The sequence below is a fragment of the Psychrosphaera sp. F3M07 genome (genome assembly GCF_018860345.1).
Lineage (GTDB): Bacteria > Pseudomonadota > Gammaproteobacteria > Enterobacterales > Alteromonadaceae > Psychrosphaera > Psychrosphaera aquimarina.
This window is the reverse complement of sequence record NZ_JAHKPJ010000020.1, coordinates 379,817-396,292: the sequence shown is the minus strand read 5'-3', so window position 1 is coordinate 396,292 and position 16,476 is coordinate 379,817. Positions and strand designations below refer to the sequence as shown.

Below are 16,476 nucleotides of genomic sequence, written 5' to 3'. Positions count from 1 at the left end.
AAGCCAGGCTAACTGGCTTTTATCATGTTTTTATATTCTGAGAACTACATTATAGAACTGAAATATCTGCAGTAAACATAAATAAACGCTGTAATTCGCCCAGTATGGCTAAACGATTATTTTTCACTGCGACATCATCAGCCATAACCATCACATCATCAAAAAATGAATCGATTACCTCTCTTAATTCAGCTAACTGATTTAAGCCTGCTTGATAATCACCAGCATCAAAACTTGCATTAACCGAACCAGAAATAGAATGTAATTTATTTACTAAGTTTATTTCGGCAGTATCTGCTAACAATGCTTCATCTATCTTAGTAAATTCACTCTGTCCATTTTTGCTTAGGATATTGTTTACACGTTTATTTGCTGCAGCTAAAGCAACTGCGGTATCTAATTGTGCAAAATTCACCACGGCTTTTAGGCGACGTTCGAAGTCTAACGCAGATGTCGGACGTTTTACTTCAACTGCTCGGATCATTTCAACTTTGATATTTTGCTCTTGATAATGTGCTCTGAAACGCCCTAACATAAAGTCGATTACATCTTCGATAACATTATCATTTGATAACTTGTCACCAAACAGATCGGCACTGAATTCTGCAATTGATTTAAAGTCTAAAGGTAGCTCTTTTTCTATTAAGATACGAATAATACCTATTGCCGCTCTTCTCAAGGCAAACGGGTCTTTATCCCCTTTTGGGTGCTGACCTATACCAAAGATACCCACTAAGCTATCAAACTTATCAGCTAGCGCAACAGAGCATGCCTCCAATGAAGTAGGAAGCTCATCACCTGCAAATTTAGGCATGTATTGTTGATATAGAGCATCTGCTACTTTTGCATCTTCACCGTCGTTTAACGCATAGTATTTACCCATTACACCTTGAATGTCGGTAAATTCCATAACAACTTCAGTCATTAAATCTGTTTTAGATAATAAACCTGCACGTTCTGACAAGGATACATCTGCATTAATTTGACTAGCGATATGACCAGCTAATTTTGCAATACGTTCCGACTTATCTTTTAACGTTCCAAGTTGTTTTTGGAATAATACAGTATCTAAACTGGTTAAACGTGACTCAAGTGTTTGTTTTTTATCTGTATTATAGAAAAACTCTGCATCAGCCAATCGCGGTCTAACGACTTTTTCATTTCCAGAGATAACTTGTTGTGGGTCTTTACTTTCAATGTTCGATATAAAGATGAACTTTGGTAATAAACTTCCGTTAACGTCTAATAATGGAAAGTACTTTTGATCGTCTTTCATTGTGTAAATAAGTGCTTCAGGTGGCACCTCTAAGAAACGCTGTTCGAAAGTACCAACTAACGCCACAGGCCATTCAACTAAAGAGGTAACTTCATCTAACAAGTCATTATCTTCAATTGTTTTAGCATTATTTTGTTCACAAATTGTCGCCATTTGTTGGCTAATAGCTTGTTGTCTTTGATTAAAATCGACCATCACATAAGCCGCTTCTAATTCACGTTGATAGTTATCTGCGTGTGTTATCGTTACTAAATCTTTATGATGAAAGCGATGCCCTTGTGCTTGATTGCTAGACGTTAAGCCTAAGACTTTTGCTGGCAACACAGTGTCACCATATAATGCGATTAAGGTATGAACTGGGCGTATGAACTCTTCACTTCCTGCTCCCCAGCGCATCGGTTTATTAATTGGTAATTGTTTTAATGCTTGAACAATAAAACCTTCAACTAATTCACTAATGTTTTTTCCGCTCACTTTGGCGATGTGTAGCAGCCATTCACCTTTATCAGTTTTAAGACGTGTTGCTTCACTTACATCGATGCCACAACCTCTTGCCCAACCTTGTGCTGCTTTTGTTGCATTACCATCAGCATCAAAGGCCGATGAAATAGCAGGACCTCGTTTTTCTACTTCTTTGTCAGCTTGTTGCTCATCTAAATTGTGTACTTTTAATGCAAGCCTTCTTGGAGCAGCAAACCATTCAATAGAATCAAATGCTAAATTTGCACTTTTGATTTGAGCTTCAAAATTTTCACAAAATGAAACTGCTAACTTTTTAAGTGCTTTTGGCGGTAACTCTTCCGTCCCAAGTTCGATTAATAAGTTCTGTTTAATCATGATTTTGCCTTAACTTCAGACGTATTAGTTTTACAAAGTGGGAAACCAAGCTGTTCTCTAGCATCATAATAAGCTTGAGCGCAGGCTTTGGATAAACTACGAACACGTAATATATAACGCTGACGTTCTGTTACTGATATAGCATGCCTTGCGTCTAACATATTAAATGCATGTGATGCTTTCATAACTTGCTCATAAGCAGGTAAGGCTAATCCAGCGTCAATCAATTTTTGGCTTTCTTTTTCAGCTTGATCAAACTCGACAAATAACGCATCAACATCAGCATGTTCAAAGTTATATGCTGATTGTTCTACTTCATTTTGATGGAAAACATCACCGTAGGTAACGGTTCCTAATGGACCGTCTGTCCATACAAGGTCATATATACTATCAACACCTTGTAAATACATTGCTAGACGTTCAAGGCCGTAAGTTATTTCACCTGTCACAGGTGAGCACTCAATACCACCTACTTGTTGGAAATACGTAAATTGAGTTACCTCCATTCCGTTTAACCAAACTTCCCAACCTAATCCCCAAGCACCTAAAGTTGGTGATTCCCAATTGTCTTCTACAAAACGAATATCATTGACTAATGTATCTAAACCTAATTCTTCAAGAGAACCTAAATACAATTCTTGAATATTTTTTGGCGAAGGTTTCAACATAACTTGGAATTGATAGTAATGCTGTAGACGATTAGGATTTTCACCATATCTACCATCTGTCGGTCGTCGACATGGTTGTACATATGCGCTGCTCATAGGTTCTGGACCTAATGAACGTAGAAACGTCATTGGATGAAATGTACCGGCCCCCACTTGCATATCAAGTGGTTGGATAATGACACAGCCTTGCCTAGCCCAATAATCTTGTAAAGCTAAGATAAGGCCTTGAAATGTATTTGTATTATATTTACTCATAACTCTGTTCTATTGAACCTTGTAAGTTAATCTATTCATTGAATTTAGTACTATCTTAAACGTAATAAAGCCTAGCAGCTATTAACTGATAGGCTTTTTTAATACGTGTATTTAACTTATACGTCTAAGTTAGCCACTTTAAGTGCATTTCTTTCTATAAAGTCTCTTCGAGGCTCTACATGGTCACCCATTAAGGTAGTAAATAATTGATCGCATGCTATGGCATCTTCAATTCTTACTTGTAACATACGACGTTGTTCAGGGTCCATTGTAGTTTCCCACAATTGTTCAGGGTTCATTTCACCCAGTCCTTTATAACGCTGAATATACAGGCCTCGCTTAGATTCTTTCATCAACCATTCTACAGCTTCAGCAAAATGTTCGATTGGTAAACGTTTTTCTCCGCGGCTTACATATGCACCTTCTTCAAGAAGATCCATATTTATGTTTGCAATTTCGATTACGTTTTTATATTCCGTTGAATCAATAAAGTCTTTGGTAAATGTATAATCACGATCAACACCGTGCTGTCTTACACGAATTTTAGGTAATGTAAGTTTACGTTCTTCATCATATATCGTTAATGGCGTGTAATTTACACCTTCAGTTTCTTTTTCATTTAAATAATTGGTGAAACTTTCTATCCAATTTACAACATTAGCTTCATTATCTAATTGAGATGATAATAATGATTTTTGGAACATTAACCCAGATAATATTTTAGGATTAATTTTCTTAGCCAATCTATTTAAACTAGATTCTGCTAAATGATATTGTCTTAATAGTTTTTCAAGTTCTAAACCATGTACCGCCGGTGCATCTAAACTTAAATGTAGAGTACTGCCTTCAAGTGCCAATGTAGTTAAGTATTCTGTTAAAACTTCATCATCTTTAATATAACGTTCTTGTTTACCTTTCTTTACTTTATATAACGGTGGTTGTGCAATGTATATATAACCACGTTCAACAAGTTCTGGCATTTGACGATAGAAAAAAGTTAATAACAATGTACGGATATGTGATCCATCCACGTCGGCATCGGTCATGATGATGATATTATGATAACGTAATTTTTCAGGGTCATATTCGTCACGTCCAATACCACAACCTAATGCAGTGATCAGCGTTCCAACTTCCTGAGAAGAAATCATTTTATCAAAACGAGCTTTCTCTACGTTTAAGATCTTACCTTTTAGAGGCAATATAGCTTGGTTTTTCCGGTTTCGTCCCTGCTTGGCTGAACCGCCAGCAGAGTCCCCTTCCACTATATATAGTTCAGACTTACCAGGATCTTTTTCCTGACAATCTGCGAGCTTACCAGGCAATCCTGCGATATCTAGTGCACTTTTACGACGTGTCATTTCACGTGCTTTACGTGCCGCCTCACGTGCTCTAGCAGCATCTATAATTTTCATTACTATGAGTTTTGCAATCGCTGGGTTTTCAACAAGGTAATCTTGTAGTTTTTCACCCATAGCTTGTTCTACTGCACTTTTAACTTCAGAAGAAACCAGCTTATCTTTAGTTTGAGATGAGAATTTAGGATCCGGTACTTTTACAGATACTACTGCAGTTAAGCCTTCACGAGCATCATCACCACTGGCTGATACTTCCAGTGCACCTTTACTCTTACCTTTGCCTTTATTCAGACCTTCAGAGGTTATGTAGTTATTTAGAGTACGTGTTAATGCGCCTCTAAATCCACTTAAGTGAGTACCACCATCACGTTGCGGGATATTATTTGTAAAACAAAGAATATTTTCTTGGAATGAGTCATTCCACTGCATCGCAACTTCAACCATAATCCCATCATCTTTTTCTAGATTAAAATAGAATATTTCTTGGTTTACTGGTGTTTTGTTTGTATTTAAATAATCAACAAATGCTTTAATACCACCGTCGAAATAAAAGTGTTCGCTTTTATCTTCTTCACGCTCATCAATAATACGAATAGAGACACCTGAGTTTAGGAATGATAACTCTCTAATTCTTTTTACTAATATATCAAAGTGGAATTTTACGTCAGAGAATATTGTTGGGCTTGGCCAAAAACGAACTTCAGTTCCATTTTCAGACGCTTCACCAACTACTGCTAAAGGTGCTACTGGTTCACCTAAGTGATATTCTTGTTCATGTAACTTACCTTCACGACGAACATTTAACACTAGTTTGTCGCTCAATGCATTTACAACTGATACACCAACTCCGTGAAGACCACCTGATACTTTATAACCAGAGTCATCACCACCAAATTTACCACCGGCATGAAGTACCGTCATGATAACCTCAGCAGCTGAAACACCTTCTTCAGGGTGAATTTCAGTTGGGATACCACGACCATTATCTCTTACGGATACGGATCCATCTAAATGAATTTTAACAACAATATCCGTACAATGACCCGCTAAGGCCTCATCGATTGAGTTATCAAGAATTTCAAATACCATGTGGTGTAAGCCTGAACCATCGTCAGTGTCACCAATATACATTCCCGGACGTTTTCGAACCGCATCAAGGCCTTTTAAGACCTTAATACTGGCTGAATCATAATCATTTTCTACGGACATAGCTGCTCCATACTCTCTTGTCTGACGGTTCCATGTTCCACGTGGAACACGTTGACAGAATCTGTGTAATTCATAAATTCCATTGCAATATTATTCTCTATCCCTGTAACGAAAATTTGAGCTTGGGAATGTAAAAGCATTTCCAGCATCGTTTGTCTTGTTTGTTGATCTACTTCTGAAGGCAGATCATCAACCAATAACAAAATATTTTTCTTAGTTGTTTGTTTAATTATATTAACCATAGCAACAACTAATAGATAAAAAAGCATCTTTGCCTGTCCTCTTGATAGACGACTAGACATGTCTTCTCCATCTCTTAAAAACAAATAATCAGCCCTATTCGGCCCAAAACCAACTTGTTTATATTTAATATCTTTTTCAATTTGTTTTAACAAACTATCGTCAGATATTTCTTGTTCAAACGCTTTTTTCTTGTAGCGCATTAACAAGTTTTTTAACAAATCCGTTTTTTCATTATGCTCTAATTCAAGAGCTAACTCTTTGATTGCTTTCGAGAAGTGTTCTTCTAAAAACAACTCTCGAAAATGATCAATTTTATTGGCCGACTCAACAAGTCCCCTATACCAATAAAGTAATTCCTTTTGGTTCACCCCACCACGTCTCAGTAACGCGTTGGTCTGTTTCAATATTTTGCTATATACATTCCACTCATTTTGAAACTCATGTTCCACGTGGAACAAGCCAAAATCAAAAAAGCTTCTACGTGCTTTAGGTGAGCTCCAAAATATATCAAAACTTTCAGGTGTAATTAGCTGTGTAGGAAAAAGAATAGAGGCCTGTGATAGTTTTGTTACCACTTCACCATCTAACTTTAACTTGGTAGTTCCTTTTCCTTCTAGCCCAATACCTAATTTATGAGTCTCTAAATGTTGCTGTAAATCTGCACTAACCGCTAATAAAGAACTGCCATCCCTTAATAACTCGCCTTTTTTACTCGTTCTGAATGACTTAGCTCGGCTGAGGAAAAACAAAGCTTCTAAAATACTTGTTTTTCCACTGCCATTTTTGCCGTAAAAAACGTTAACTCTTTTATTTGTATTTAAACTTGCTGTTTCTATATTCCGAAATCCGAATATCTTAAGTTGGGATATCAGCATTAATATAAAATTAAAGTTTCATTGGCATGACAACGTACAAGCTAGAGCCGTCATCATAACCTTCAATTAACGCACTACTATTGGAGTCCGCTAACATAATTTTAACTGTATCTGTTTTTATATTATTCAAAACGTCGATCATGTAAGAAACATTAAACCCAATCTCTAATGAATCACCGGTATAATCTACCACAGCAGACTCTTCAGCTTGCTCTTGTTCAGGGTTATTAGCTGAAACTAATAATTCACCATTAGAAAGATTTAAACGAACGCCTTTAAATTTTTCATTAGATAAAATAGAAACGCGTTGGAATACTTCTTTTAACATGGACTTATCTGCAACGATGGTTTTATCTCCACCTTGAGGAAGTACTCGACGATAATCAGGAAAACGTCCATCAACTAATTTAGTCGTGAATATAAAGTTTTGTTCTTCAATACGAATATGATTTGAACCAATATGCAATTGGATTACAGCATCGTCGTCTTCTAATAGCCTAATAATCTCCAGAACAGCCTTACGTGGCACGATCACTTGTCTTTGCTCTGTTAGCCCATTAACAATAGATTGTTGTGCTAAGGCTAATCTGTGTCCATCTGTTGATACGGTTCTGATTAAGTTTGGTTCTAATTCAAAAGACATACCATTGAGGTAATAACGAACATCTTGGTTAGCCATTGAAAAGTGTGTACTTTCAATTAATGCTCTAAGTGCATGACGTGTAAGTTCTATTTTTTCAGAACTAGACCATTCTTCAAGATTAGGGTAATCACTTGCCGGTAAAGTTGATAAGCTAAACTTACTTTTGCCAGACTTGACCACAGCAGAGTGACCATCAACTTTAAACTCAATTTCAGAGTTATCAGGTAATGAACGACAAATATCAAATAGCTTTTTAGCGGGAACGGTAATCGCACCAGCTTGAATAACATTTCCAGGTACAGCAGAAGCAACTAATTCAACCTCCATATCTGTGCCGGTGAACTTTACCTCTTCTAATGACGTTTCTATTAAGACATTGGATAGTATCGGTAACGTATGTTTACGTTCAATTGCACCAGATACTAAAGTTAACGGTCTTAATAATGCTTCTTTACTAATTATTATATGCATTTGTCTATTCCCACTACGAAGACAAGATTCTGTTCAGGTTTTGAACATCTTCTTTTATTTCGTGACTCTCTTCTTTTAATTCTTTGATCTTTCTACATGCATGTAGAACGGTTGTATGGTCTCGGCCACCAAAAGCATCACCAATTTCTGGCAAACTATGGTTAGTTAATTCTTTAGCTAATGACATAGCAATTTGTCTTGGTCTTGCCACTGAACGACTACGGCGTTTGGACAATATATCAGCCACTCTAATTTTAAAATATTCAGCGACCGTTTTTTGGATATTATCAATAGTGACTAACTTATCTTGTAATGCAAGAAGGTCTCTCAATGCATCTTTTACAAAATCAATCGTAATTGGTCTGCCTGTGAAGTTAGCATTCGCTATCACCCTATTCAGCGCGCCCTCTAACTCTCGAACATTAGAGCGCAATCTTTTTGCTATAAAAAAGGCAACTTCTTCTGGTATTTTAACTTTACTTTGATGTGCTTTTTTCATCAAAATAGCGACTCGAGTTTCTAACTCTGGTGGCTCAATAGGTACATTTAATCCCCAACCAAATCGACTTTTAAGTCTATCTTCAACACCATCAATCTCTTTTGGATAACGATCAGATGTTAAAATTATCTGTTTGTTACCTTCAAGCAAAGCATTGAAGGTATGAAAAAACTCTTCTTGTGAACGATCTTTCTTAGCGAAAAACTGTATGTCATCTATTAATAGAGCATCTAAGCCACGGTAATAACGTTTAAATTCTTCAATGGCATTATTCTGAAGTGCTTTCACCATGTCTTGTACAAAACGTTCTGAATGCATATAAACTACTTTTGCATCTTTCTTGTTGGCCATAATGCCATTACCGACAGCATGCAATAAGTGAGTTTTACCTAGACCAGTACCACCATATAAAAATAATGGGTTGTAAGCATTTCCTGGATTATCAGCAACTTGCATAGCAGCTGCACGCGCTAATTGGTTACTATTACCTTCTACAAAACTATCAAATGTATAAGACTCATTAATATTAGATTTATGACTGGTACGTACTGGAGTATTTTGAACAGGGGTAATTCTTGAAGGTGAAACAGTGCTAGATGTATTTGAGACAGGTTGTTGTGCAACAGGCGCTTGATTACTTGGCGCGTTAACTATTTTAGATCCAACATCAAAATTAATACTCGGGATATTAGAAGCGTCACCGAATTGGTTTAACAATTCTGTAATACGCGCCATATATTTATCACGAACCCAATCTAATACAAATCTATTTGGCGCATACAGAGTAATTAGCTTTTCTGAGCTATGTAACTGCAGTGGGCGAATCCACATATTGAACTGCTGCAGAGTTAATTCTTGCTCTAGTACTTGCAAGCAACTTTGCCAAAGAGATTGATACACTGATTATCCTAATATGATGTACGGTTATAATTATTATGGGCGTAAAAGCATTTGCTATTATGCCTTAGATTTATCCACAAACTCAACAAAGAATATGAATAAACTACAATTAAAATATTAGCCGCTATATATAAGATTCAGCGTATGTAATATTTGAGTTACGCCTAATATTTAATGGATAAATATTGACTATTTAATTGTGAACAAAAAGTAGCGAAAACAGTGAAGTTATACACAATACACAGTAATTATCAGTCAAAATTGTGTATATCTTGTTATTTTCTGTTTTTTGGAATGATTGTGTTGACTATTATTCCATCTATCTATATTATTCGCCGTCCTTTTTTGGGGCCCTGCAGGGGTCGCGACCTGCGGGATATTTACATTAATTAGTTAAACCGATCGGATGGATTTAATATGAAACGTACATTTCAACCTAGCGTTCTAAAACGTAAACGTAGTCACGGTTTCCGTGCTCGTATGGCAACAAAAAACGGCCGTGCTGTCTTAGCTCGTCGTCGTGCTAAAGGACGTGCTCGTCTTTCTGCATAATAGTGAAAAGTAATACTTTTCCAAGGGAGTTACGCCTTGTAACTCCCTCTCAATTTTCCCGCGTTTTTGACCACCCAGTTAAAGCAGTTTCTGATCACATCACAATATTAGCCAAATTTAATGATCTAGATAATCCTAGAATTGGATTGACTATTGCTAAGAAAAAAGAAAAAACAGCGGTAGGCAGAAATAGAATTAAACGAATTATTCGCGATAGCTTTCGTTTAAATCAACATAATTTGCCCAATATTGATATAGTGGTCATTGCCAGAAACCAAATAGGTGAAGCAGACAATAAACATCTGCATAAACAATTGAACAAATTATGGAAAAAAATAGCTCTACGCTGCGAACAATCCTTAAAAAAATAATAAGGGTTTACCAAAAGGCCATTAGCCCTTGGTTTCCAGCTAAATGCCGCTTTTATCCAAGTTGTTCAGAATATGCTATTGATGCGTTAAATCACCATGGCTCTATAAAAGGTAGTTGGCTTAGTTTAAAACGTATTCTAAGATGTCACCCATTTAGTCAAGGTGGATTTGATCCTGTACCAAATTCACCTCAATCAAACATAGAAAAAAAAGAGAATTAAGCTCTATGGAATCGCAACGTTCATTTTTAGTTATTGGTTTAGTATTAGTAAGCTTTTTGTTATATCAACAATGGTTAGTTGACTATTCCCCAAATCCTCAAGTAGCACCAGCGCAAACCGAACAAACGGTAAATAATGCAGTTGGTTCCGCTTTACCTATTTCTAGTGATTCAAATGATGATTTACCTTCATCAACAAGTTCACAGGTAATAGAGACTCCAATTCAACAACAAACACAAAATTTGGTTACTGTAACCACAGACGCGTTTGAAGTACAAATAGACACTAAGGGTGGCGATGTAGTTAAAACTATTTTGCTAAAACATGACGCTGAACATAAGTCTGCTGATAAGTTTGTATTGTTATCGCAAAAACCTAATGTATACGTTGCCCAATCGGGTTTGATAGGCCGCAATGGACCTGATGCTTCAGGTGAAGGTCGACCTATCTATAAAGTAGAAAAAACGGAATGGGTTTTAGAAAACAACGCGTTAGTCATTCCAATGACTTATGTATCAAAAGAAGGTTTAGAAGTTACTAAAACTTTTTATTTTGAACGTAATAAACATTCTATCGATGTAACATTTAATGTTAAGAATACATCTTCTACAGCTTTAGAAGTTCAACCTTTCTATCAGTTAAAACAAGATGTCGCTGGTGATGAACAAAGTATGATGATGCCTACCTACCGTGGTGGAGCTTACTCTACAGCTGATGAGTCTTATGAGCATTATGATTTTGAAGACATGGCTGATAAGTCACTAAATACAAATACCGTTGGTGGCTGGATTGGCATGATCCAACATTACTTTGTAAGTGCTTGGGTACCAGCAAAAGATCAACAAAATAACATCTATTCTAGAGTATTAGGTAATAACCAATCTGCCATTATAGGTGTTAAATCACCCGCGATTGTTATAAATGCCGGTGATACTGTAGAAACAAAAGCAACATTATTCTCTGGTCCTAAAAATCAAGAAGAGCTAGGTAATATCCACGAAACATTAGATTTAACGGTTGATTACGGATTTTTATGGTTCATCAGTCAAATGTTATTCTCATTACTAATCACTATTTATGGTGTTGTCGGTAACTGGGGTATCGCAATTATATTGATCACAATATTTGTTAAAACGTTAATGTACCCATTAACTAAAAAGCAATATGAATCAATGGCTAAAATGCGTGCATTACAACCAAAAATGGAACAATTAAAACAACGCTTTGGTGATGATCGTCAGAAGTTTGGCCAAGCCACTATGGAGTTGTACAAAAAAGAAAAAGTAAACCCTATGGGTGGGTGTTTACCACTAATTCTACAGATGCCTATTTTCTTAGCATTGTACTGGGTATTCCTAGAAAGTGTTGAGTTACGTCATGCACCATTTGGTTTATGGATTTCAGACCTATCTGCTGCTGACCCATATTACATCTTGCCAGCGTTATTTGGTGCTTCTATGTTCTTAATGCAGAAGTTATCACCAACACCTTCAACAGATCCTATGCAACAAAAAATGATGTTGTGGATGCCGGTTATATTCTCAGTGTTCTTTATCATGTTCCCTGCTGGATTGGTTTTATATTGGTTTGTATCAAACGTAATATCCATCATCCAAATGTTGATCATTTATCGTAATATAGATAAGAGAAACGCAGCTAAAAAATAACTGATAGAAAGCGGTTTAATAAAAGTTCTGAACTGTTTTCTAAAATTAAGTTAAAATTAAAGGTGACTATCCAGTCACCTTTTTTATTGCATTAAATTCAAAGAGATACTTCAATGACCGTACTAGCTTATTCAAATGACACTATAGCTGCACAAGCCACTGCCCCAGGAAAAGGTGGCGTAGGCATAATAAGAGTATCGGGTCCCAAAGCAGTATTAGTTGCCAACAAAATTTTAGGTAAGTGTCCTAAAACACGATATGCAGATTACCTCTCGTTTAATTCTTTAGATGGTGAATTATTAGATCAAGGCATCGCTTTATTTTTTAAGGGGCCAAATTCATTCACTGGCGAAGATGTCCTAGAACTACAAGGCCATGGTGGACCTGTAATTGTTGATATGTTGCTACAACAAATCACACAAATAGAAGGTATTCGATTAGCTCGTGCAGGCGAGTTTTCAGAACGAGCATTTTTAAATGACAAAATAGATTTAGCTCAAGCTGAAGCTATTGCTGATTTAATTGAAAGTACATCAGTACAAGCAGCAAAATCAGCTATGCAATCTTTACAAGGTGAGTTTTCTAATAAAATCCATCAACTTGTCGAACAAATGATCCGACTACGAATATATGTTGAAGCCGCGATAGATTTCCCTGATGAAGAAATAGACTTCTTATCCGATGGCAAAGTTGAAAATGACCTGTTAGCTATTATCGACTATTTAGTCACTGTGCAAAATCAGGCTAAACAAGGTGCAATCATGCGTGAAGGTATGAAAGTAGTTATTGCTGGAAAACCTAACGCTGGAAAATCGTCATTATTAAATGCCTTGTCTGGTAAAGACTCTGCAATTGTGACAGAGATAGCTGGAACTACTCGTGACGTGTTAAAAGAACATATTCACATAGATGGTATGCCGTTACATATTATCGATACAGCGGGTCTTAGAGAAAGCCCTGATAAAGTAGAACAAATAGGTATTCAACGAGCTTGGCAAGAAATAAACTCAGCTGATAAAGTGTTATTGCTGGTGGATGCGAGTGAAAACGATAGTTTAGATCCTAAACTTATCTGGCCAGAATTTATGGCCAAACTGCCAAAAGATATGTCTGTTACCATAATTCGTAACAAGATTGACTTAGTGGAGTTAGATAAACAAAAAATCTACATCGATGGTGAAGTACCCGTATTATCAATTTCGGCACAACATGACATTGGCATACAAGAATTAAAAACTCATCTTAAAAAAGCAATGGGGTTCCAAGGAACGACAGAAGGTACGTTTATGGCAAGACGCCGCCATCTTGATGCATTAGAAGCAGCCTACAATCACTTACTAACAGGTAAAGACCAATTACAATCTTATACAGCTGGTGAGATTTTGGCAGAAGAGTTGCGCATAGCACAACAACACCTAAATGAAATAACAGGTGAATTTAGCTCTGATGATTTATTAGGTCGTATATTCAGTTCGTTTTGTATTGGCAAATAATATCCATTTACGTATTACCAGTAATGTAGGAACAGAAAAATGATCAATATAATAGTAGGAACCGAAACAGGCACAGCAGAGTTTGTGGCGGATGAAGTACTGGAACTATTAACAAGCAATAATATACAAGCCTGCATAACGTTAGAGCCTGTTTTAAAGCAACTAATACCATCACCTCTATGGATAGTAATTACTTCTACGCATGGAGCTGGAGATATCCCATATAACCTACACCAATTTACACAAAGTGTGACTAATAGTAATTCGGATTTATCAAGTCAAAAAGCAATGATCATCGCATTAGGTGATTCAAGTTACGACACATATTGCCGAGCAGGGATCAGCATCAATGATCTATTTTTATCGGCTAATATGACTATGATCACCCCTATGTTAAAGGTAGATGCTATGGATGCTGACATGCCTGAAGACATAGTAATAGAGTGGTTAAGCCAATATATACCAAGCATTTCGGATCTTATTTAATTAAATAACGTAATATTATTAAGATCCGATCAATATTTTGGATCTTAATTGTTACTCACATCGCACTTCATATTTAGTACAACAAATAACCTTTTCACATCAAGTACTCAGCTTATCCACATTATCCACACAAGATAAGTGTTTTTAATATATGGTGTGCATAAGATCGTTAAGATCCTATGATCTAACTGGACATATCCAGAATATAACTATCAAGGCTAAAGTGCTTGTGGATAAACCCTATATTTATATGCAGGTTTAACCCATTTAGATCAAAGAATGATCACAACATATGATCTAATTAACTCTATGAATTAATAAGGAAAATAAAAGTTACTAACAAAATACGGTAAGTTAATAGTAGAAATAATAAAAGATCTTTAAAAAGATCTTATATATATAAGAGCAAGGACATGAAGGAATTACATATGTTCTGAATAAAAAATAACCGTTTCATTCCAGTAAAAAGAAAGATAGAATACGCGCCCTTTTTTAGAGGATCTTTACTAAATCCCTATTAAGAATTGGTTAAAAGTATTTCGAGGTATAAATGATCTTTGCTGAACAATTTGATGTGATCGTAGTCGGTGGTGGACACGCTGGAACAGAAGCGGCACTTGCTTCTGCAAGAATGGGACAAAATACGCTTTTGTTGACCCATAACGTTGATACATTAGGTCAAATGTCATGTAATCCAGCTATTGGCGGGATAGGCAAAGGTCATCTAGTTAAAGAGATTGATGCCCTAGGCGGAATAATGGGTCTAGCAGCAGATGCTGGTGGGATACAATTTAGAACATTAAATTCATCAAAAGGCCCAGCAGTAAGAGCAACTAGAGCTCAAGCTGATAGGATCTTATACAAAGCTTTCATTAGAGAAACACTTGAAAGCCAACCTAATTTAAAAATATTTCAACAGTCATGTGATGACTTAATTGTTGAAAACGAAACCGTTGTCGGTGTTGTAACCCAAATGGGGTTAAAATTTCGTGCAAAATCAGTAGTATTAACGGTTGGAACATTTTTAGGTGGAAAAATACATATTGGTTTAGAAAACCATTCTGGTGGCCGAGCAGGCGATCCTCCATCAATCGCATTAGCGGATAGATTAAGAGAATTACCATTTAGAGTCGATCGTTTAAAAACAGGCACTCCACCAAGAATAGATGCAAGAACTATTGATTTTTCTGTTATGCAAGAGCAACAAGGTGATACTCCAACGCCTTATTTTTCTTACATAAGTGAAAAAAATACGCATCCTCAACAGATCCCTTGTTTTATAACGTATACCAATGAAAATACACACAATATAATACGTGGAGGACTTGATAGATCGCCAATGTATTCAGGTGTAATTGAAGGAATAGGTCCTCGTTATTGTCCATCTATTGAAGATAAAATTGTACGTTTTGCAGATAAAGATCAACATCAAATATTTGTAGAGCCTGAGGGACTAACAACACATGAAGTTTATCCAAACGGAATTTCAACAAGTTTACCTTTTGACGTACAAATAGAATTAGTAAGATCGATCAAAGGCTTCGAAAATGCACATATAACTCGCCCAGGTTACGCTATTGAATATGACTATTTTGATCCTAGAGATTTAAAACAAACATTAGAAACTAAATTTATAAATGGGCTTTACTTTGCCGGTCAAATTAATGGTACCACAGGCTATGAAGAAGCCGCTGCACAAGGTTTAATTGCAGGTGCGAATGCAGCATTACGCTCACAAGAAAAAGATCAATGGATCCCAACCAGAAACCAAACTTATATCGGTGTATTAATCGATGATCTTGCAACTTTAGGTACTAAAGAACCTTATCGTATGTTTACAAGTAGAGCTGAATACCGTTTGATGTTAAGAGAAGATAACGCAGATCTACGATTAACTGAAACCGGGCGTCAATTAGGTTTAGTTTGTGATAAACGCTGGCAACTATTTAATGAAAAAGTAGAAAAAATCGCGACTGAAAAGCAACGATTAAAATCAACTTGGATCCATAAAGATCATGTTTCACTCGAACAAGTAAATTCATTACTTAAAAGTCCAATTTCTCGTGAAGCAAGTTTAGAAGATTTAGTGAGAAGACCTGAAGTTAGATATGACGACCTTATGAAGATAGAAGGTATTGGTCCTGCTTGCGATAATGTTCAAGCTGCAGAGCAAGTAGAAATACAAATTAAGTATCAAGGTTATATCGATCGTCAAATGCAAGAGATTGAAAAACTACAACGCCATGAAACGACTATTCTTCCGGCAGACTTTGATTATTCTACAGTAAGTGGTTTGTCTAACGAAGTTGTAGCGAAACTAGAAGATGCACGCCCTGATACAATAGGTCAAGCATCAAGAATATCTGGAATTACGCCTGCGGCAATTTCGTTATTATTGGTTTATCTTAAAAAACAAGGGGCGTTACGTAAATCAGCGTAACGCGTTCGTTTT

Annotated in this window: 13 protein-coding genes; 7 read left to right on the top strand and 6 right to left on the bottom strand. The window is 36.3% G+C overall.

Annotation, left to right across the window (positions count from 1 at the left end; translation table 11 throughout):
* Positions 1–49: 49 nt before the first annotated feature.
* The 6 genes from glyS to dnaA form a co-directional block, all read right to left on the bottom strand.
* The gene (gene glyS / locus KO505_RS10600; protein WP_216055415.1) at positions 50–2,113 is read right to left on the bottom strand and encodes a glycine--tRNA ligase subunit beta; all 2,064 of its coding nucleotides are present in this window, start codon (positions 2,111–2,113) and stop codon (positions 50–52) included.
* Positions 2,110–3,036: a glycine--tRNA ligase subunit alpha gene (gene glyQ / locus KO505_RS10595; RefSeq protein WP_216055414.1), complete on the bottom strand. Its 927-nt coding sequence runs from the start codon at positions 3,034–3,036 to the stop codon at positions 2,110–2,112. Before glyQ ends, glyS begins: the two co-directional genes overlap by 4 nt.
* A gap of 116 nt (positions 3,037–3,152) precedes the next feature.
* The gene (gyrB, locus tag KO505_RS10590; RefSeq protein ID WP_216055413.1) at positions 3,153–5,603 is read right to left on the bottom strand and encodes a DNA topoisomerase (ATP-hydrolyzing) subunit B; all 2,451 of its coding nucleotides are present in this window, start codon (positions 5,601–5,603) and stop codon (positions 3,153–3,155) included.
* Positions 5,594–6,721: a DNA replication/repair protein RecF gene (locus KO505_RS10585; protein WP_216055412.1), complete on the bottom strand. Its 1,128-nt coding sequence runs from the start codon at positions 6,719–6,721 to the stop codon at positions 5,594–5,596. Before KO505_RS10585 ends, gyrB begins: the two co-directional genes overlap by 10 nt.
* Before the next feature lie 10 nt (positions 6,722–6,731).
* Positions 6,732–7,835 carry a DNA polymerase III subunit beta gene (dnaN, locus tag KO505_RS10580; RefSeq protein ID WP_216055411.1) on the bottom strand — a complete coding sequence of 368 codons (1,104 nt, stop codon included), beginning with the start codon at positions 7,833–7,835 and terminating at the stop codon, positions 6,732–6,734.
* A 13-nt stretch (positions 7,836–7,848) separates the two neighbouring features.
* The gene (gene dnaA, locus KO505_RS10575; RefSeq protein WP_216055410.1) at positions 7,849–9,234 is read right to left on the bottom strand and encodes a chromosomal replication initiator protein DnaA; all 1,386 of its coding nucleotides are present in this window, start codon (positions 9,232–9,234) and stop codon (positions 7,849–7,851) included.
* 417 nt (positions 9,235–9,651) lie between these two features.
* On the opposite strand from dnaA, the gene rpmH reads away from it, so the two are divergent.
* The 7 genes from rpmH (at position 9,652) to mnmG (ending at position 16,464) form a co-directional block, all read left to right on the top strand.
* Positions 9,652–9,786: a 50S ribosomal protein L34 gene (rpmH, locus tag KO505_RS10570; protein ID WP_105051306.1), complete on the top strand. Its 135-nt coding sequence runs from the start codon at positions 9,652–9,654 to the stop codon at positions 9,784–9,786.
* Between the two features lie 2 nt (positions 9,787–9,788).
* Entirely contained in the window at positions 9,789–10,157 is a 369-nt protein-coding gene (rnpA, locus tag KO505_RS10565; RefSeq protein WP_216055409.1) for a ribonuclease P protein component, read from the top strand.
* Positions 10,112–10,378, top strand: coding sequence for a membrane protein insertion efficiency factor YidD (gene yidD / locus KO505_RS10560; RefSeq protein ID WP_216055408.1), 267 nt, complete (start codon positions 10,112–10,114; stop codon positions 10,376–10,378). The genes rnpA and yidD overlap by 46 nt, the downstream gene beginning before the upstream one ends.
* A 5-nt stretch (positions 10,379–10,383) precedes the next feature.
* Positions 10,384–12,045 carry a membrane protein insertase YidC gene (gene yidC / locus KO505_RS10555; RefSeq protein ID WP_216055407.1) on the top strand — a complete coding sequence of 554 codons (1,662 nt, stop codon included), beginning with the start codon at positions 10,384–10,386 and terminating at the stop codon, positions 12,043–12,045.
* 113 nt (positions 12,046–12,158) lie between these two features.
* A complete protein-coding gene (gene mnmE, locus KO505_RS10550) occupies positions 12,159–13,538 on the top strand; it encodes a tRNA uridine-5-carboxymethylaminomethyl(34) synthesis GTPase MnmE (RefSeq protein ID WP_216055406.1) in 1,380 nt (459 codons plus the stop codon).
* Positions 13,539–13,577: 39 nt separating this feature from the next.
* Positions 13,578–14,024, top strand: coding sequence for a flavodoxin domain-containing protein (locus KO505_RS10545; RefSeq protein ID WP_216055405.1), 447 nt, complete (start codon positions 13,578–13,580; stop codon positions 14,022–14,024).
* 550 nt (positions 14,025–14,574) lie between these two features.
* The gene (gene mnmG, locus KO505_RS10540; RefSeq protein ID WP_216055404.1) at positions 14,575–16,464 is read left to right on the top strand and encodes a tRNA uridine-5-carboxymethylaminomethyl(34) synthesis enzyme MnmG; all 1,890 of its coding nucleotides are present in this window, start codon (positions 14,575–14,577) and stop codon (positions 16,462–16,464) included.
* Positions 16,465–16,476 lie beyond the last annotated feature (12 nt).

Excerpts from the sequence above, each read along its gene's own strand:
- KO505_RS10585 (WP_216055412.1), bottom strand. The coding sequence starts at position 6,721 with ATGCTGATATCCCAACTTAAGATATTCGGATTTCGGAATATAGAAACA.
- yidC (WP_216055407.1), top strand. The coding sequence starts at position 10,384 with ATGGAATCGCAACGTTCATTTTTAGTTATTGGTTTAGTATTAGTAAGC.
- yidD (WP_216055408.1), top strand. The coding sequence starts at position 10,112 with ATGGAAAAAAATAGCTCTACGCTGCGAACAATCCTTAAAAAAATAATA.
- dnaN (WP_216055411.1), bottom strand. The coding sequence starts at position 7,835 with ATGCATATAATAATTAGTAAAGAAGCATTATTAAGACCGTTAACTTTA.
- gyrB (WP_216055413.1), bottom strand. The coding sequence starts at position 5,603 with ATGTCCGTAGAAAATGATTATGATTCAGCCAGTATTAAGGTCTTAAAA.
- mnmE (WP_216055406.1), top strand. The coding sequence starts at position 12,159 with ATGACCGTACTAGCTTATTCAAATGACACTATAGCTGCACAAGCCACT.
- glyQ (WP_216055414.1), bottom strand. The coding sequence starts at position 3,036 with ATGAGTAAATATAATACAAATACATTTCAAGGCCTTATCTTAGCTTTA.
- mnmG (WP_216055404.1), top strand. The coding sequence starts at position 14,575 with ATGATCTTTGCTGAACAATTTGATGTGATCGTAGTCGGTGGTGGACAC.
- rpmH (WP_105051306.1), top strand. The coding sequence starts at position 9,652 with ATGAAACGTACATTTCAACCTAGCGTTCTAAAACGTAAACGTAGTCAC.
- glyS (WP_216055415.1), bottom strand. The coding sequence starts at position 2,113 with ATGATTAAACAGAACTTATTAATCGAACTTGGGACGGAAGAGTTACCG.
- KO505_RS10545 (WP_216055405.1), top strand. The coding sequence starts at position 13,578 with ATGATCAATATAATAGTAGGAACCGAAACAGGCACAGCAGAGTTTGTG.